Annotated in this window: 19 protein-coding genes; 10 read left to right on the top strand and 9 right to left on the bottom strand. The window is 59.9% G+C overall.

All coding sequences use genetic code 11. The features are described 5' to 3' along the window. The first annotated feature begins 27 nt into the window (after nucleotides 1-27). From B0E33_RS12730 to B0E33_RS12715, 4 genes are all read left to right on the top strand, one after another. Nucleotides 28-288 carry a PepSY domain-containing protein gene (locus tag B0E33_RS12730; protein ID WP_208997808.1) on the top strand — a complete coding sequence of 87 codons (261 nt, stop codon included), beginning with the start codon at nucleotides 28-30 and terminating at the stop codon, nucleotides 286-288. Nucleotides 289-358: 70 nt separating this feature from the next. Further along, nucleotides 359-943, top strand: coding sequence for a cytochrome b/b6 domain-containing protein (locus B0E33_RS12725; protein WP_265733558.1), 585 nt, complete (start codon nucleotides 359-361; stop codon nucleotides 941-943). Then, nucleotides 940-1,473, top strand: a complete 534-nt coding sequence (locus tag B0E33_RS12720; RefSeq protein ID WP_077291398.1) for a helix-turn-helix transcriptional regulator — start codon at nucleotides 940-942, stop codon at nucleotides 1,471-1,473. The genes B0E33_RS12725 and B0E33_RS12720 overlap by 4 nt, the downstream gene beginning before the upstream one ends. A gap of 172 nt (nucleotides 1,474-1,645) precedes the next feature. Further along, complete coding sequence (locus B0E33_RS12715) at nucleotides 1,646-3,232, top strand: arylsulfatase (protein WP_077291397.1); 1,587 nt, start codon at nucleotides 1,646-1,648, stop codon at nucleotides 3,230-3,232. Between the two features lie 108 nt (nucleotides 3,233-3,340). On the opposite strand, the gene B0E33_RS12710 is transcribed toward B0E33_RS12715, so the two are convergent. From B0E33_RS12710 to yddG, 3 genes are all read right to left on the bottom strand, one after another. After that, entirely contained in the window at nucleotides 3,341-3,547 is a 207-nt protein-coding gene (locus B0E33_RS12710) for a DUF1737 domain-containing protein (RefSeq protein WP_023002545.1), read from the bottom strand. A 17-nt stretch (nucleotides 3,548-3,564) separates the two neighbouring features. Next, nucleotides 3,565-4,449 carry an HpcH/HpaI aldolase/citrate lyase family protein gene (locus B0E33_RS12705; protein ID WP_077291396.1) on the bottom strand — a complete coding sequence of 295 codons (885 nt, stop codon included), beginning with the start codon at nucleotides 4,447-4,449 and terminating at the stop codon, nucleotides 3,565-3,567. Between the two features lie 133 nt (nucleotides 4,450-4,582). Then, entirely contained in the window at nucleotides 4,583-5,500 is a 918-nt protein-coding gene (yddG, locus tag B0E33_RS12700) for an aromatic amino acid exporter YddG (RefSeq protein ID WP_077291395.1), read from the bottom strand. A 203-nt stretch (nucleotides 5,501-5,703) separates the two neighbouring features. Here yddG and B0E33_RS12695 point away from each other — a divergent pair, with 203 nt between their 5' ends. Further along, complete coding sequence (locus B0E33_RS12695; protein ID WP_077293271.1) at nucleotides 5,704-6,165, top strand: GNAT family N-acetyltransferase; 462 nt, start codon at nucleotides 5,704-5,706, stop codon at nucleotides 6,163-6,165. A gap of 72 nt (nucleotides 6,166-6,237) precedes the next feature. Here the strand turns inward: B0E33_RS12695 and B0E33_RS12690 are convergent, their stop codons facing one another. Continuing rightward, a complete protein-coding gene (locus B0E33_RS12690; RefSeq protein ID WP_167579535.1) occupies nucleotides 6,238-7,287 on the bottom strand; it encodes a DUF2125 domain-containing protein in 1,050 nt (349 codons plus the stop codon). A gap of 150 nt (nucleotides 7,288-7,437) precedes the next feature. On the opposite strand from B0E33_RS12690, the gene B0E33_RS30910 reads away from it, so the two are divergent. Continuing rightward, on the top strand, nucleotides 7,438-7,956 hold the full coding sequence (locus tag B0E33_RS30910; protein WP_023002540.1) for a gamma-glutamylcyclotransferase: 519 nt from the start codon (nucleotides 7,438-7,440) through the stop codon (nucleotides 7,954-7,956). Nucleotides 7,957-8,001: 45 nt separating this feature from the next. Here the strand turns inward: B0E33_RS30910 and B0E33_RS12685 are convergent, their stop codons facing one another. Then, the gene (locus B0E33_RS12685) at nucleotides 8,002-8,709 is read right to left on the bottom strand and encodes a GntR family transcriptional regulator (protein ID WP_228148090.1); all 708 of its coding nucleotides are present in this window, start codon (nucleotides 8,707-8,709) and stop codon (nucleotides 8,002-8,004) included. Between the two features lie 199 nt (nucleotides 8,710-8,908). On the opposite strand from B0E33_RS12685, the gene B0E33_RS12680 reads away from it, so the two are divergent. Then, nucleotides 8,909-10,369 carry an NCS1 family nucleobase:cation symporter-1 gene (locus tag B0E33_RS12680; protein WP_088665215.1) on the top strand — a complete coding sequence of 487 codons (1,461 nt, stop codon included), beginning with the start codon at nucleotides 8,909-8,911 and terminating at the stop codon, nucleotides 10,367-10,369. An 89-nt stretch (nucleotides 10,370-10,458) separates the two neighbouring features. Here B0E33_RS12680 and B0E33_RS12675 read toward each other — a convergent pair whose 3' ends face one another. Genes B0E33_RS12675 through ftsE form a run of 4 tightly spaced genes read right to left on the bottom strand, consistent with a single transcriptional unit; the run spans nucleotide 10,459 to nucleotide 13,791 of the window. After that, nucleotides 10,459-11,235, bottom strand: a complete 777-nt coding sequence (locus B0E33_RS12675) for a lysophospholipid acyltransferase family protein (RefSeq protein WP_023002537.1) — start codon at nucleotides 11,233-11,235, stop codon at nucleotides 10,459-10,461. Nucleotides 11,236-11,292: 57 nt separating this feature from the next. After that, complete coding sequence (locus B0E33_RS12670) at nucleotides 11,293-12,018, bottom strand: YdcF family protein (RefSeq protein WP_023002536.1); 726 nt, start codon at nucleotides 12,016-12,018, stop codon at nucleotides 11,293-11,295. A 52-nt stretch (nucleotides 12,019-12,070) separates the two neighbouring features. Next, the gene (locus tag B0E33_RS12665) at nucleotides 12,071-13,123 is read right to left on the bottom strand and encodes a cell division protein FtsX (protein ID WP_077293267.1); all 1,053 of its coding nucleotides are present in this window, start codon (nucleotides 13,121-13,123) and stop codon (nucleotides 12,071-12,073) included. 8 nt (nucleotides 13,124-13,131) lie between these two features. Continuing rightward, nucleotides 13,132-13,791 carry a cell division ATP-binding protein FtsE gene (gene ftsE / locus B0E33_RS12660; protein ID WP_031270017.1) on the bottom strand — a complete coding sequence of 220 codons (660 nt, stop codon included), beginning with the start codon at nucleotides 13,789-13,791 and terminating at the stop codon, nucleotides 13,132-13,134. 194 nt (nucleotides 13,792-13,985) lie between these two features. Between ftsE and B0E33_RS12655 the strand changes: the two genes are divergently transcribed. From B0E33_RS12655 to B0E33_RS12645, 3 genes are read left to right on the top strand one after another with little or no spacing between them, the layout of a single operon-like run. Then, a complete protein-coding gene (locus B0E33_RS12655) occupies nucleotides 13,986-14,927 on the top strand; it encodes a zinc-ribbon domain-containing protein (RefSeq protein WP_077291393.1) in 942 nt (313 codons plus the stop codon). A 2-nt stretch (nucleotides 14,928-14,929) separates the two neighbouring features. Then, a complete protein-coding gene (gene hpt / locus B0E33_RS12650) occupies nucleotides 14,930-15,493 on the top strand; it encodes a hypoxanthine phosphoribosyltransferase (RefSeq protein ID WP_035907880.1) in 564 nt (187 codons plus the stop codon). 2 nt (nucleotides 15,494-15,495) lie between these two features. Then, nucleotides 15,496-15,891 carry a response regulator gene (locus B0E33_RS12645; protein WP_023002531.1) on the top strand — a complete coding sequence of 132 codons (396 nt, stop codon included), beginning with the start codon at nucleotides 15,496-15,498 and terminating at the stop codon, nucleotides 15,889-15,891. Nucleotides 15,892-16,011: the final 120 nt, after the last annotated feature.

Genomic DNA, 16,011 nt, shown 5'->3' with positions numbered 1-16,011 from the left:
CGCAGAAACCTGATGAAGGACACAATCATGCTGAAGAAATCTCTCGCCGTACTTTGCCTCTGCCTTGCTCCGGTCGCCGCGCAGGCCATGCCCGCCGTTGGTGACATGGTCGGCACCAATCCCGAGGAGGCCACCGCAGCCCTGGCCAAGGCCGGTTGCACCGTCAAGGAATTCGAAGCCGAGGACGGCAAGATCGAAGCGAAATGCACCGATGCGGAAAACAAGCTTTGGGAAGTCTACATCGACCCGAAATCCGGCAAGGTCACCAACGTCAAGAACGAAGACTGATCATGGGTGCCTCAAACAACCCGCAATCGAACGAGGGGGCACAAAGCCCCCCGAATTGTGGGATCCGCTGGTGCGTATCAGCCATTGGCTGATCGCAGTCGCGGTGATAGCCAACGGTCTCCTCAACAAGCCGGGTGGCACCATTCACATCTGGATTGGCTGGGGAGTTCTCGCCCTGCTTGCGCTCCGTTTTGTCTGGGGATTTCTCGGACCGGCGGAAGCCAGGTTCTCCGCCTTTCCACCTGATCCGCGCGCTGCGGTGTCTCACCTGATCGATCTCGTTCGCGGTAGCCCGCGCCACTACCGCTCCCATAATCCCGCCGGAGCGATCATGGTCTATGCGCTCTGGGCCTGCCTTGTGGTGGTAACCGGAACCGGCCTTTACATGACCGGCGCCAAGAGCCCCATCACGATTGCCGAGGAAAAGGCGGCGGTTGCTGCTGGAGACTGGTCGGTGCTCGTCAAGGACGACGATGATGAAAAGGGCGAAGACAGCAAGGTGCTGGGGGAAGCTGCAAAGGAAGTTCATGAAATCGCAGCCAACCTGATGCTGGTGCTGGCCCTGATCCATGTCGCAGGTGTCGCAGTTGAAAGTCGCGCGACGAGGCGTAATCTGGTCCGACCCATGCTGGTTGGCCGGATCAAGGACAAATGACTTTTACAGGGATCAACCTTCGACAGGGGCGGCGGGAGACGACCGCCCTTGCCGCGTTCATGCTGTTGCAGTCCGTTGCCGCGATCTTCTTTGTCGGAGATGCCTTTACCGATCTTGTGACCGACGTCAGCAGCCCGCATTCCATTTTCGAATTCTTTGTCGCCTTCGTGTTGATCGTCGGCATTTTCCTGGCCGGCTGGCAGCTGCGGCTCACCCTGGAAAGACTGCGCAATCAGGAGCGCGCCCTTGGAGCCGCCCGCGGCGATCTTGCCCGGATTATTGACGTCCAGTTTGCCGAATGGGGCCTGACGCCTGCCGAAAGCGATGTCGGCCTCCTGGCCCTGAAAGGCCTGGATCTTTCCGAAATCGCCCAGCTGCGGGGCGCGGCACAGGGAACCGTGCGCGCCCAATTGACCAGGATCTACGCAAAGGCCGGCGTTTCGGGCCGTCACCAGTTTGCGGCCTGGTTTGTTGAGGATCTGCTTCAGGACGGCCTTGCGGACAGGGCCACGGTATCCGCTGAGGCCTGAGCCTGTTTGGCGACACCAGAACCCGAACAAATCCCCGGGCAAATCCCGGATATATCCCGAATACGACCACTCCGTGCATTAAGCGTAAGTACTATCACAGCTTGGCTAATTGCCATGTTGCGTCTACTCTCCCAGAGGAACTCACCGAGCGTGTTCAAGGGAGACGAGGATCATGTCTTTTCGACATCTGCTTGCAGGCTTGCCCATCGCACTTCTCATGACGTGCACAACGTCCATGGCGCAAGAGTCAAAACCACCAAACATATTGGTCATCTGGGGCGACGATGTCGGTTGGCAGAATGTTTCCGCCTACGGCATGGGCACCATGGGTTACACCACGCCCAACATCGACCGCCTGGCGAATGAAGGCCTCCGCTTCACCGATCACTACGCCCAGCCGAGCTGCACCGCAGGCCGCGCGGCCTTCCTGACCGGTCAGTACCCGATCAGGTCCGGCATGACCACCGTGGGTCAACCTGGGTCTCCGCTTGGTCTGAAAGCAGAATCGCCAACGCTTGCGGAAGAACTGAAACAGATCGGATACCGCACGGGACATTTCGGCAAGAACCATCTGGGTGACCGGAACGAACACCTGCCCACCGTCCATGGCTTCGACGAATTCTTCGGTAATCTCTATCATCTCAATACGCAGGAAGAAGCCGAACAGCGCGACTACCAGCGGTTCGGTGAAGCTTTTTCAGGCAGCCTTGAGGAATACGAGAAGCAGTTCGGAACACGTGGCGTCATACACAGTTTTGCATCGGAAACCTTCGACGATACCGAACAGCCCAGGTTTGGTGTCATAGGCAAGCAGACCGTTGAGGACACCGGTCCGCTCACCCAGGAACGGATGAAGAACTTCGACGAGGGTGAAGTCATCCCTCTGGCCAAGGACTTCATGAAAAACGCCCAGGAAGCGGGCGAACCGTTCTTTGTCTGGCTGAACACCAGCCGCATGCATCTCTATACGCGGCTGAACGACGAGTGGCGCTACGCCGCAGAAACCTATACGACCGAAGCCGACTACCACGGCTCGGGCATGCTGCAGCACGACCATGATATTGGCCTGGTGCTGGACTGGCTCGACCAACAGGGCCTGACCGAAAACACCATTGTCTGGTATTCGACCGACAACGGACCCGAGCATTCTTCCTGGCCCCACGGCGCAACCACTCCGTTCCGGGGCGAAAAGATGACCACCTATGAAGGCGGCGTCCGTGTCATTTCCATGGTTCGCTGGCCGAACATACTGGAAGCCGGCAAGACGCTAACCGGAATTCAGGCACACCAGGACATGTTCACCACCCTGGCAGCCGCAGCCGGCATTGAAGACGTCAAGGCTGAAGTGATGGCCGAGAAGCAGCAGTTCATCGACGGCGTCAACAACCTGGCTTACTGGAAGGGCGAACAGGCCAATTCCAATCGCAACCACATCTTCCACTATTACGAAAGCGTGCTGACGGCGATCAGGATGGGACCGTGGAAATTCCACTTCTCGACCAAGGAAGATTATTACGCCAACCTGGTTCCGCGGACAGCACCTTTGGTGTTCAACATCCGAGCGGATCCGTTTGAAAGCTACGATTCAACCGATGGCTACGGACACCTGATGCAGAAGGTATCGTGGCTTATCCAGCCGATGGGCGTGCTCATGGGTCAGCATCTGCAGAGCCTTGCAGACTATCCCCCGGTCCAGGGCGGGGCGTCGTTCAACATGTCGAACATCGTCGAGGACTTCCTGTCGAAGGGGATGCAGTAGCGCCCCGAACTTCATGACCCGACAAAGCGAAACGGCCCCGGAACTTTCCGGGGCCGTTGAATTTTCAGCGCTCGCTCAGAGCAACCTGATTCATGGAACCGACTGCGATCAGTAGTCGCCGAGCTTGATGTCCCGGGAGTATTCAACGCCTTCGACTTCCTTTGTCACTGCCTGGCCGCAAATGGTCGCGCCACGCGTTGCGTCGTAGGTGAGCGAAGGAGAACCGGACAGCTGCCAGCCCTTGTTGAGAGCCTGGGTAACCCGGTGGCAGAATTCGCTGTCGTCGATGCCGGTGATGAAGCGGTAGAGTTTCATGAGAGCTCTCTTGTGTGTCAGGTCCGGGCAGCGATGGCGTCGGCGATGGCGATCACCCGCTTGCCCATGTCCGCATGTAGCCTTTCAACCATCTTGCCGTCCACCTGGATTGCGCCCTTGCCCGCATTTTCAGGCTCATCGAACAGAGAATTGATCTTGCGTGCCCAGGCAACTTCCTCTTCCGACGGACTGAAGGCTGCGTGGCAGGGGGCGATCTGTTTCGGGTGGATCAGCGTCTTGCCGTCCATGCCCATGTCGACACCCTGGGCGCATTCGGCGGCGAAACCTTCCTCGTCCTGAAACGCATTGTAGACACCGTCCAGAATGTCGATGCCACCGGCACGCGCTGCCGCAACACAGGTCATCAGCCAGGGCGTCATGGCGGCGCGGCCGGGCGTGAGGCGTGCCCTTGTTTCCTTGGCCAGATCATTGGTGCCCATCACGAAACAGGACAGCCGCACGGCCGGATCCAGACCGCAGGCGCCGATGGCGGCGGCATTCAGCATGGCGAGCGGCGTTTCCATCATGGCCCAGAGTTTCAGGTCCGCGGACGCCCCCAGAAGCGATAGCTTGTGCGCAACCATCTGCAGGTCGGCCGGGCCGTTGACCTTGGGCACCAGAATGGCATCCGGATTGGCCTTCACCGCTGCCGCCAGATCGTCTTCGCCCCAGGGCGTCTCCAGCCCGTTGATGCGGATCACCACCTCGCGATTGCCGTAGGGACGGGCCGAAACGGCTTCGACGATCTGCGTGCGTGCCATGTCCTTGGCATCGGGAGCAACCGCGTCTTCAAGGTCCAGCAGCAGGCAGTCCACATCCAGCGTTGCCGCCTTTTCCAGCGCCCGGGCGTTGGAGCCGGGCATATAGAGAGCGGAACGGCGGGGTCTTGGCTGTGTTGTCATGGGTCGATCCTGCAAGTCGGGAAAACAGATTTCCGGTTAACCTAGTGGATCGCGGCGGCCAGGGGAATTCGCCGAAGGGGGAACGGCCGCGTTCGTGCACCGGGGTACCGCCAAACGCAGACGTTGCCGCCGATCACGGAAGTTCGTCTACCTGCATGCTCACCGGCGCTTTCTGCCGGCGTTTGAAGATCATGTCCTTTGCGGCAATCACCGCCCCCAGCGTAATCGCCACACAGGCGATGCCAACGGCAGGTGTCAGCGCCCCGAAGCCGAAGGCAATCAGCAACAGGGTGGACAGGAGCGGCGCCGAATAGGCCGCTGCGCCCAGAACCTGGATATCGCCATGCTTGACGCCGATGTCCCAGGTGAAAAACGCAAGTCCCACCGGGAAAGCGGCAAGCGCCAGCACCGATGCCCATTCCAGCGACGATGCAGGCAGGATCGTTTCCTCCAGCGCCAGATGGCAGACACCCGAAAGGATTGCGGTCATCACACAGAACCCCGCAACGGCTTCGGTCGGCACCGCACCCAGTCTGCGCGAAAGCACGGAATAGCTGGACCAGAACAGACACGAGGCCACCGCCGCCCCATAGCCGAGCATCGAGCCGGAGGAAAAACCGACACCTTCCCCGCCGGTGATCAGAAGCACAGCGCCGGCCAGGCCCAGAACCGTTCCAATGACATGATGCAGACGCAGCCGTTCCCCCGGCAACAGGGCGGAAAACAGCACGATCAGGAGCGGCCAAGTGTAGTTGATCAGATTTGCTTCCACAGGCGGCGCGTTACGGATGGCAGTGAAATAGAAAAAATGAAAGCCGAACAGGCCGAACGTGCCGAATGCCCAGACGCCAAGCGGTTGCCTGAGCAACCGGGTCCTGCCTGTCGCGATCAGCCAGATCAGCGCCATGATGCCTGAGAAGCCGAAACACAGGGTGTTCAACAGGAACGGAGGCACATTGCCGGAACCGGCACCGAACAGGCCGAGGGTCGCCCACATCAGCACAGCTGTAAGTCCGATCAGCGTCGCCCTCAACTTTTGCTTGTCCGCCATTTCCTGTTCCCGTCTTTTCCGTGCAACGCTCATGGCACGAAATCGCCGCAAGCGAAAGGCCGCAGACCCCGGACAGGGCCTGCGTAGCCGACCGTCAGCAATGCCGCAGCCATTAATTGATCGAAGTCCTTGATCAGCGAACCCGTTTCGGGACATGGTGGGCCAAAGTCACACTCTTAATCGATTTGCTTTCCGGGGAAATCATGACGACAACGCAAATCAGGGCCCTTCGGCTGGATGATGCTCATAAGCTTGCGCCGCTTATTGCCGAAAATGCACAGGCGCTGCGGCGCGGTGCACCGCGTCGTCCCGACGCCTATTACGCCGAACGCATTCTGTCGGACAAGACCGCCGAGGTTCTGGGAGCCTTCGAAGGTGACAAGCTGGTCGGCTTCGCTGTTTTCTTCGACCTGCCGGAACTCATTACGGGTCTCAGGATCGGCCAGATGGATGACATCTATGTCCATCCCGATCACCGCAACAAGGGCACCGGCCGCAAGATGATCGAAACCCTGGTCAGTGAAGGCCAGAGCCGCGGATGGCTGCATTTGCGCTGGCTCGTACCGGGCAAGAACACCCCGGCGGTTGCGCTCTACGAAAAGATCGCAGAACCCGATCATCGCAAGAGCTACCTGATCCCGATCGACCGCGTCGCCGGCGACTGACCGGGCTTCGCCTTCAGGCAGGTTTCAGTCCGCATGCCGCTGTTCAGGGTTCGGACTGAGGCCATCAAGTGATCAGGATCCCGCAGGAAACAACGGCGGGATCTGGCCAAGCGGCAGAAAACCGATGCGAACCACGCCGCGGTCGACCGAGACCGGCAGCGTGATGGTCCGCACACCGTCGACTTCCTTGGCGGCAGGCTCCAGGCTCTTCACCACATTCTGCAGCAGTGCAAACGTCTGGTCTTCAGGCGGGAACAAGGGCTTCACGCTGTCCAGAAGCGCGTCCGAATTGCCGAGGTTCAACTCCAGTGATCCGCTCAAGGTGCCGTCACCCGAAAGCACAAGATTGCCGCTTGCCGTAGCCTTGCCGGCCCCGAGCAGTATCTCGGTAAGCACCAGTTCGACCGGCAGTTCTCCGCCCTGCGCCCGCACAAGCGAAACGAGGTCTGCCCCTGCAAGCAGGGCTGTGCCGCCTTCGATACGGGCATGGCTGCGCAGGGAAATCGTCTGCTGAAGTTCCGGCAGAGATTTGAGGCTGAGGTCCTGAACCGTGACGAAACTTTCCAGTGTCGCCGCGCTCTCGGGTTGCTTGCGCAGATGCACTTCGGACTTTTCAGCCGCAAACAGGCCCCGGGCGAGGGCGGTGTCGAACGCCACTTCCGGTTTGTCGATCACCGCATCGAACGAGCCGAGCGCATTGTCGCTGAACTTCACGCTGGCGCGGGCCGTCTGCCACGTCAGACCACCCTCGAGGCCGTTCACCGGCACCGACATGGCCGCAGGCGACTTTGCCTCGAAGATCACGTGCCACGGATTATAGATCAAGGCGACGGCATTCAGCCCGCCGAGCGATGCGGCTGTTCCCCAGCGATCGGCCGAACGCATGTCCGCGCAGGAGACCTCATAGCGGAACGGATAGCCGGCAATGGCAAGATCCGCGCAGCTCACATCCAGGCCCTGGTCCGCCATGCGGACAATTTGCCGGTCGAGTTGTTCCCGCAGGACGGATTGCCCATAAAACCAGGCGGCCGACCAGCCAGCAATCACCAGAACGACAGCTCCGGCCAGCAGGATATATCCGCGTCTGGTGGGTTTCGGCGGCTTGGTCTTGATATCGGACACTGGGAGACACTCTCTTCTTGTTCGGGCGATTTCCGGACCGGTCACACTGCCGACAAGGGCCACCTGCAGGACAGGCGCTGCCGGAGTGCCATTGAAACGACCGGTGCAGCTTGCTATCTCCGCAGCTGCGGTAACACAAGACAGGTCGATATGAGCGATTTTTGGGTCTTTGGCTACGGTTCTTTGATGTGGAACCCAGGATTTGATCACCAGCGCGCCGAACCGGCGCTGCTGCGTGGTGCACATCGCTCGCTTTGCGTCTATTCCTGGGTACATCGGGGCACGCAGCAGAGACCAGGTCTCGTCTTCGGCCTCGACAACGGCGGCGCATGCCGGGGCATCGCCTATCAGGTCTCCGGGGATATCTGGCCGCAGGTGCTGGAATATCTGCGTGCCCGGGAACAGACGACGATGGTCTACAAGGAGCACCATCATCACGTCGAGCTCGACAGCGGCGAGAAGGTGGAAGCGCTGGTCTACATGGTCGATCACGGCCATGCCCAATATGCGGGTTCCTTGCCGCTTGAAGAGCAGCTGGAAATCGTAAGAGGCGCTGTCGGCAAGTCCGGCGCCAATCCGGACTATGTCATCAACACCGCCGCCCACCTCCAGGAAATGGGCATTCCCGATACGGGTCTTGCCTGGCTGGCCGAGCGCCTGAAAGCCTGAGCCAGGCTCAGGGACGGCGGTACAGGTCTTGCAGGATGCTAACGCTCAGGGAACACCCCACCAGCGCAGTGTCTGCTCGCAATGATATTTCAAGGCTTGCACCGCAGCGGCCTCGTTCCGGGTTTCCAGCGCCTCGATGACCGCAAGATGCTCGTCCATCGCCGAGGCGATCCGATCCGCAAGAAACGGCCGCGCATGCTGGATGACGGCGATCCGGATACGGTTTGCGGCATAGGCAGCCGACAGCAGCGAATTTCCAAGTCCCTCGCCAAGGTACGTGTGCAGGGACAGGTCCACCTCGATCGCCTTGGGCGGCAGGCTGGCCGCAGGCCCCGTCCGCACCTCGTCGCGCATGGTCTCGTGACGCCGGCGCAAGGCGTCGAGGCCCTCCAGATTTCCCTGTGATATTCGCCGGCGCGCACCTTCCTGGTCCAGCACCAGACGCACGTCCAGACATTCGCGAATGTTGTCCGGGCTAGCTTCCATAACCTGCAGGCCGCGTTTGGGCACTGTCGTCAGGAACCCCTGCGAGCTGGCGTATTTGACGGCTTCGCGCACGGGCGCGATCGGATAGTCCAGCTGGTCGACAAGCTGCGACATCGACAGGAACTGGCCATTGCGCAGCGAACCGCTCCGCAAGGCTTCGACAAGCGCCTGAAAAGCCTTGTCGTTCAGCAATTCACCCTTGTTTGCGTCCTTCATTGCAGCTCCGTCGATCCGGTCCGGATGATCGCAGGTTGTCGCCACTGGCATTTCCAAGCAAAGCCGAAAGGACCTGCTTGAAATTCCGAATAGTCTGTTACCTAACATGCTTTGTAAAATGTTAGATGCAAGCACAAACTTTTTGCAATGCACAGCCAAGAGCTTCCTGCGTCCGGGAGAACGCAAGAAGACCTGCGAATGTCCGGAAAAACACCGAGGCCGCCGGGGATGCGGCCACATGGAGGAGACTATGGCGAATTTATCTGGCAAATCGGGTCCGCGAGACGGAGGCCTCTACAACGAGGACCTGGCGCCGATCCCGGCTTCGGAGCGCAAGTGGGGCGCCTTCGAAATCTTCAACGTCTGGAACAACGATATCCAGAGCCTGTTCGGCTATACGCTGGCCGCATCGCTGTTCATCACCTATGGCCTCAACGGCTGGATGGTTTTCGCGGCAATCGTGCTGGCCGGTTTCTTCGTCATGGTGCTGGTCAATCTCACCGGCCGCCCGTCGGTAAAGCACGGCGTGCCCTATCCGGTGATCGCACGCGCCTCGATGGGCGTCTACGGCGCCCGTTTCCCGGCGCTGGTACGCGGCATCGTCGCCATCTTCTGGTATGGCGTGCAGACCTACTTCGCCTCCACGGCGGTTGCCTTGCTGTTCAACACGCTGCTCGGCACTGAGGGCGGCGCGGAATTCCTCGGCATGACAACGGTCGGCTGGATTTCCTATCTCATCGTCTGCGTCTTCCAGGTTGCCCTGTTCATGAAAGGCATCGACTGGGTCGGCAAATTCCTGAACTGGGCAGGTCCGTTCGTCTACATCGTCATGATCGCGCTGTGCCTGGTGATCTGGTGGAAGGCCGGCAACGGCATCTTCTCGGCTCTCGGCACCATCTTCGAAGGCAGCGAAGCAACCGACCCGCGCGGTCCTGTTGCGGCCTTTGTCGCGGTGGTCGGCACGATGATCGCCTATTTCGCCGCCGTCGTGATCAACTTCGGCGACTTTTCCCGCTTCGTGTCGGATGAACGCGCCATGAAGCGCGGCAACTTCTGGGGCCTGCCGGTTTCCATGGCCTTCTTCTCCTTCATCGCCCTGTTCGTGACGGCAGGCACCGTTGTGCTGTTCGGAGAAAAACTGGTGAACCCGGCTGATATCGTCGACCGTGTCGACAACGTCCTGCTGACGCTGATCGCTGCCGTCACCTTCTTTGCGGCAACGGTCGGCATCAACCTGGTGGCAAACTTCATTCCGCCGGCCTATGACATTGCCAACCTCAACCCGGAAAAGATCTCGGCCAAGACCGGCGGCATCATCACCGCTGTCATTGCCTTCTTCATCGGCGCGCTGTGGGTGTCGGTCATCTCGAACATCGGCATTGCCGCATTCGTCGATACGCTTGGCGCCTTCCTGGCACCGCTCTACGGCATTCTGGTCGCGGACTACTACCTGGTTCGCAAGCAGAACATCGATGTCGAGGCGCTGTTTTCCTCCGATCCGGACGCCCGCTACCACTACAACAACGGCTGGAACATGAAGGCGATCTTTGCCTTTGCCATCGCCGCACTGTTCTCGGTGGCAACCGTTTGGGTTCCGGCCCTGTCGGAACTCTCCGGCTACGGCTGGGTCATCGGCGCGGTTCTGGGTGGTGTGCTGCATCTGGGCCTGATGCGCCTGCAGACGACCGAAGCCGGCAAGACAGCACAATAAGGCAGCCTGAAGACAGGTTCAGGCGATGATATCGCCTGAACCCGTTCAAACTGAAAGACCGTCTCAACGCATTGGGGCGGTCTTTTTTTTCAGACCGGCTGTGCCTTGCGGCGCGTGTCGACTTCTGCAAGCACCGGCGAGGGCTTGCGGGCCGTGCGGGCTTCCTCGATCAGCCGATCGCTGGCCGTCTCGATATCCGTAACCATTCTTTCGTAAAAGGCATTGGGCGCCAGGCCCGGCTCGATCGGCGGCAGAATCTCGACAATCACCGTGCCCGGATAGACCTTCCACGAGGCGCGAGGCCAATAGAGGCCGGCGTTGTGAGCTATCGGGACAACCGGACATTTCAGGTCGCGGTAGAGATGCGCGATACCGAACTTGTATTTCGGTTCTGCCCCGGCCGGCCGGCGGGTGCCTTCCGGAAAGATCAGGATCTGGCGCTTCTCGGCAATCGCCTCCTTTGCAGCCAGCATCATTGCCGCCAGCGCTTCGGACCGCTTGCCCCGGTTGATCGGGATCTGCTTGAACTTGGCTGTGTACCAGCCGAAAATCGGTATCCAGCGCAGTTCGCGCTTCAGGATGAAGGTCGGGCTTCTGAAGAGGGGGATCAGCGCCACTGTCTCCCAGGCGGACTGGTGCTTCATGGCGGCGATGAAACCGCCGTCAGGCAGGTTTTCACGTCCCCGGACTTCCACCTTGATGCCCGCAAAGACACGCATCAGCAGCTGCAACACCCGTGACCAGGTCGGCACCACCCACCAGCCCCAGCGCCGCGGCAGCAGCATGACTGGCGCGAACAGGATCATCAGCACGAACGTGACGAGATAGAACAGGATCTGGAAAAGGGTAGAGCGCAGAAAAACCATGGCACCATAAAGACTGGTCGTGGGTGAAGCCACCGCTCGGCCGTGGTCCGACAGCTGTCAGCGCACACCCTGCACGGTAATCCGAAGTCGGGCGAGGATATACTTCACATATTCGCGCATGAGAAGCCGCATCGTTGCCGGTTCCCTGTACCAGCTGTCCAGCTTCAGGTCCTTGGAAAAGACCGGATAGGCAATCAGGGCGACATTCGGCAGGGCGCCGGCAAGTTCCACCTTGGCACGCGGCAGGTGGTAGGCACTGGTCACGACCAGCAGGGACGAGAACCCGTTCTTCTTGACCCAGTTGGCGGTTTCCACCGCATTGCCCGCTGTATTGAGCGCGACCCGGTCAAGATCGACGCTGTTTTTTTCCAGCGGCATGCTGGACGCAGTAACGGCGGCAAGCTGTTCACGCGTGGTGCCGGGATGAACGCCCGAAATCAGCAACCGGTTGGCACGGCCTTCTTCCAGGAGACGGATTGCCTCGTTGACGCGGGCATGCCCGCCTGTCAGCACGACAATGGCATCCGCATTTGCGGAAGCCGGCACTCTGGCATTGGCAACCTTCTGCGCGAACATGGCAAACTGCCCGACGGTTCCCGCAACAAGAGCCGTGATGACGGCAACGAAAAGGATCCTGAGACCGAAGCGTTTCTTGCGCGCATCGCCGCTTGTGGCGTTCCTGCGCGCTGTGCCCTTGTCCTTTGAAACGGACACACGCCGATCGCCAACGACGGAAGAACCGTCGTCCAGAACGGGGTCTAACACTGTGTCAGCATGGGTCATGGCGCGACTATGATAAGTGATTCGGCCAATTTCACGGCATTGTGCGATAAAATCAATCCACTTTTGCCAAATGGGCCTTGACGGCAAGGCCAGAAGTCAGGGCTGTCAGGATCGCGACAAGGAACACCACACCGAATACACCGAGGTAGCCGGGCAGGCTGACGGAGATGCCGCCGAAGAGAGCCGACATCTGGTCCGACCCCGCCTGGCCGGAACTCTGCCGGGTCAGCATGTCAACCGTCAGAAAGGCCAGGATGGCCGCAACACCGCCGGAAACACCGCCCTTCAGGCCCAGCATCAAGAAGTGGCGCTGGAATTCACGAGCGATGAAACCGTCCTCCGCTCCAACGAAATGCAGAACGGATACGACGTCCTTGTTGCCGGCCATGGCTGCCTGGGTGGCAAAGACGACGCTCAAGACCATCGAGCCGAGCACAAGCACCATGATCGCAAAGCCGCCCAGCACCACCGCGCCTGCCATGGCCGACAGACGAGATGTCCAGACGGAATGATCGTCGACACTCGCGCCCGTCACGTTCTGCGAGACCATCGAGCGCAATTGCGACAGGTTCAGAAGTTCCGGATCCCCGACCGTGATCTGAATGAGCCGCGGCACCGGCAGGCCGTCAAGCTGAAGGCCTTCGCCCAGCCAGGGCTCCAGCAATGACTTGGTTTCGGCATCTGACAGGGCCCGTACGGAATCGATGCCCGGAAACTCCTGCGCAAGCGCAACGGCCTTGTCGATCTCCCGCAGCATGTCGACGCCTTCGGCCGGGCGGATCTGAATGGTGATCTCACGCACCAGATCGTTCTGCCACGCATCGGCAGCGTCCCACACAACCGACACCGCACCGACTGTCAGACAGGCCAGAAAGCTCATGATGGCCACCACCAGCGTGAGAGCCCGCCCGGCGACTGCCTGCGGCGGAACGATCGCCGCGGAGGGGCGCAACTTGGCATCGTCCCCCTGGGGTGCTTCGTTCTTCGGCCTGGGGGCGGCCTTGCGCCCCGGTTTTCGGCCACGCTTCGGTCGTTCGGCTCGCTTGGGCGGGCGAACACTGGCGGCGCTTGCCTGTTTTTTGTCTGTGTCGTCGGACTGAGCCATCATGCCGCCTAATCGAAAATTGAGAGGCGCCCGTCGGCAAGCACCATGCGCCGGGCGTCCACCTGTTCCAGCAGCGCGATATCGTGGGTCGCGATGACGACAGAGGTGCCGAGTTTGTTCAATTCGATGAAAAGGCGCAACAGACGACGTGCAAGTGGCGGATCCACGTTACCGGTCGGCTCGTCCGCGAGCAGCACCTCCGGCCGGGTGATCAGCGCCCGCGCAATGGCCGCACGCTGCTTTTCCCCACCCGACAGCACCGGCGGCAGCACATGCATGCGATCCCCAAGTCCGACCCATTTCAACAGATCAATCACATCGGAGCGGTATTCGGATTCGTCCTTTCCCACCACGCGCAGTGGCAGGGCCACGTTTTCATAGGTTGTCAGATGGTCCAGCAGGCGAAAATCCTGAAACACCACGCCGATCTTGCGCCGGAGCTTCGGCAATTCCTGCTTGTCGATCACGCTCAGGTCGCGGTTGAAAACCTTTATCAGGCCTCGGGTCGGGCGCAGGGACATGAACAGGAGCCGGATCAGGCTGGTCTTGCCCGCCCCCGAGGGACCGGTCAGGAACTGAAACGACTGCGGCTCGATCTGAAAAGTCAGGTCGCGCAGGATTTCCGATCCCATTCCGTATCTCAATCCGACATTTTCGAAGCGGATCACAAAATTACTCCTGTTGATGGCCCGAACGCTATAGCCTGGCCGTTAACGGTGCATTAATCATATAAAGGTCCATTAAGGACCTGAAAGCCCGTCATAGGATTTGCTTGGCCCTTGTCCAATATTTCGTGCCGGATTTCGACCCCCCGGTTCCAAAGTGAACTGCTAGAGCATGCCATGGCGAAAGGTCTTCGCACATGAAGATCAAATGTCCGGACTGCAGTACGTCCTACGAGATTAAGGTAGAGGCGCTTGGCCCGGAAGGGCGTAGCGTCAAATGCGCCAAGTGCGGCAACCGCTGGTTCGTTTCGCCCGACGATGACGAAGAAGGCGATGTTGCGTTAAGCGCAAAGAACGACGTCGACGAAATTGCACCTCCTTCCGTTGAAGAAGATCCCGCACAGGACGAAGCCGATTGGGCAGCCGACGCGGAAGAAGAAACGTTCGACGCGGAAGCGGATGACGAGGACGACGAGCCCGAAGCCGCCGTCGCTCCCGAACCCGCAGCCGCCCGTACGGCCAGCGACGAGGCAAAATTCGCTGCGGATCTGAAGGAAGACGCCAGGACCGGTGAGCCTGAAAACAAGGCCGACATCGAATCCATGGCCAAGCGGCCGAAGATCATCGTCAATCCGAACAAGTTCCGGCGGGACCAGATCGGTGCGATCCTCAACTGGATTCTGCGGCGAAATTTTCGGCGCATTGGCGGTGTTGCCCTGTTCGGCGTCGCGGTTGCGGCCTGTGTTTTGTTTGTCCTCATGCGAGACTCGCTCGTCAAACAGTCTCCTGACCTGGCAAGCCTGTTTCGGATGATCGGGTTTGAAGTCAATCTGCGCGGACTTGAATTCCGCAACCTGCGCACCTTCACCGAGGTCGAGGACGGCAAGAAGGTTCTCGTGGTCGAGGGCTCGATCCGCAACCTGCTTGATGAACTGAACTCGGTGCCCGCCGTGCGCCTCTCGATCCGCGGTGCAGACCTGCAGGAAGTTTATGCCTGGACTGTCGAGCCCAGAACAAAATCGCTAAACGCACTGGACGAAACCCGGTTCAGGACGATATTAGCCGACCCTCCGAAAACCGCGTCCGATATCCAGGTCCGGTTTGTTGAACGCGGCCAACGCCAGGTAGTTCTAGAGTGACCATGACATCAGATATCCATACTCTGTTCGATGAAGACGCCATTGCCCAACGTGTTGGCGCGCTCGCAGAGGAAATCGCCGAAGGCAAACCGCAAAATCTTTTGGTTGTCGCGGTTCTGAAAGGCAGCTTCATTTTTGCGGCCGACCTTGTGCGGGCAATGCACCGGGCAGGGCTGCAGCCGGAAATGGAGTTCATGCACCTGTCCTCTTATGGCGCCGGGACTGAAGGCTCCGACACCATCCGGATTTTGCGCGATGTTGAAAGTGACGTTAACGAGCGCGATATTATTTTAGTGGATGATATCCTGGAATCCGGTCGCACACTCGCCTTCGCGCGGGAGCGGCTGCTGAACAGGGGCGCGCACTCGGTGAAGATCGCAGCTCTGCTGGATAAACCCGAGCGCCGTAAAGCTGCCATATCTGCCGATTATGTCGGTTTTGCCTGTCCTGATAAGTTTGTCGTCGGATATGGTATGGATATGGGCCACGCTTGGCGGCAGTTGCCCTATATTGGATACGTTGTCGCCCCGGACGACGGAGCGGCTGACGGCAACACAGGAGAGTGAGCATGGCTCGCATTCTTCTTACTGAAGACGATGAAGCTGTCCGCAGCTTCGTAAAGCGTGCCCTGGAGCTTGACGGTCATTCCGTTGAAGCGGCCGAGGATGGCGGCGAAGCCGTCGAGGTTCTGACCCGCGAGAAGGGCAGCTTCGACCTGCTGCTGTCCGACATCAAGATGCCCGTCATGGACGGCATCGCCCTGGCTCTGCATACGGCGCGCGACTATCCACGACTGCCGATCCTCCTCATGACCGGCTTTGCCGACCAGCGTGAACGGGCCAATGGCCTGGAATCCCTGGTCCATGACGTGGTCACCAAGCCGTTTTCGCTGGCCGATATCCGCAAGGCCGTGCGCAACGCCATTTCCGGCGATCTGCCGAGCGAGACCCGCCGCTACGCGTAAGGCCTGCCGCCGCAATTCCGAAACCCAAGACCCCGCTTCGGCGGGGTTTTTGTTTGGGCTGATCACGCCGGTAGTCACCGTATTCCTTCAGAACACAGAGAATTGAGCAAGCAGACCATC

The organism is Roseibium algicola (assembly GCF_001999245.1).
In the GTDB taxonomy this organism is placed as follows: Bacteria; Pseudomonadota; Alphaproteobacteria; order Rhizobiales; family Stappiaceae; genus Roseibium; species Roseibium algicola.
The sequence above is the reverse complement of the archived record's forward strand: the minus strand, read 5'-3'. Positions and strand labels throughout refer to the sequence as shown.

Coding starts and splice junctions, on each gene's coding strand:
- B0E33_RS12730 (WP_208997808.1), top strand. CDS start 28: ATGCTGAAGAAATCTCTCGCCGTACTTTGCCTCTGCCTTGCTCCGGTC.
- B0E33_RS12720 (WP_077291398.1), top strand. CDS start 940: ATGACTTTTACAGGGATCAACCTTCGACAGGGGCGGCGGGAGACGACC.
- B0E33_RS12715 (WP_077291397.1), top strand. CDS start 1,646: ATGTCTTTTCGACATCTGCTTGCAGGCTTGCCCATCGCACTTCTCATG.
- B0E33_RS12710 (WP_023002545.1), bottom strand. CDS start 3,547: ATGAAACTCTACCGCTTCATCACCGGCATCGACGACAGCGAATTCTGC.
- B0E33_RS12705 (WP_077291396.1), bottom strand. CDS start 4,449: ATGACAACACAGCCAAGACCCCGCCGTTCCGCTCTCTATATGCCCGGC.
- yddG (WP_077291395.1), bottom strand. CDS start 5,500: ATGGCGGACAAGCAAAAGTTGAGGGCGACGCTGATCGGACTTACAGCT.
- B0E33_RS12695 (WP_077293271.1), top strand. CDS start 5,704: ATGACGACAACGCAAATCAGGGCCCTTCGGCTGGATGATGCTCATAAG.
- B0E33_RS30910 (WP_023002540.1), top strand. CDS start 7,438: ATGAGCGATTTTTGGGTCTTTGGCTACGGTTCTTTGATGTGGAACCCA.
- B0E33_RS12685 (WP_228148090.1), bottom strand. CDS start 8,709: ATGCCAGTGGCGACAACCTGCGATCATCCGGACCGGATCGACGGAGCT.
- B0E33_RS12680 (WP_088665215.1), top strand. CDS start 8,909: ATGGCGAATTTATCTGGCAAATCGGGTCCGCGAGACGGAGGCCTCTAC.
- B0E33_RS12675 (WP_023002537.1), bottom strand. CDS start 11,235: ATGGTTTTTCTGCGCTCTACCCTTTTCCAGATCCTGTTCTATCTCGTC.
- B0E33_RS12670 (WP_023002536.1), bottom strand. CDS start 12,018: ATGACCCATGCTGACACAGTGTTAGACCCCGTTCTGGACGACGGTTCT.
- B0E33_RS12665 (WP_077293267.1), bottom strand. CDS start 13,123: ATGGCTCAGTCCGACGACACAGACAAAAAACAGGCAAGCGCCGCCAGT.
- B0E33_RS12655 (WP_077291393.1), top strand. CDS start 13,986: ATGAAGATCAAATGTCCGGACTGCAGTACGTCCTACGAGATTAAGGTA.
- hpt (WP_035907880.1), top strand. CDS start 14,930: ATGACATCAGATATCCATACTCTGTTCGATGAAGACGCCATTGCCCAA.
- B0E33_RS12645 (WP_023002531.1), top strand. CDS start 15,496: ATGGCTCGCATTCTTCTTACTGAAGACGATGAAGCTGTCCGCAGCTTC.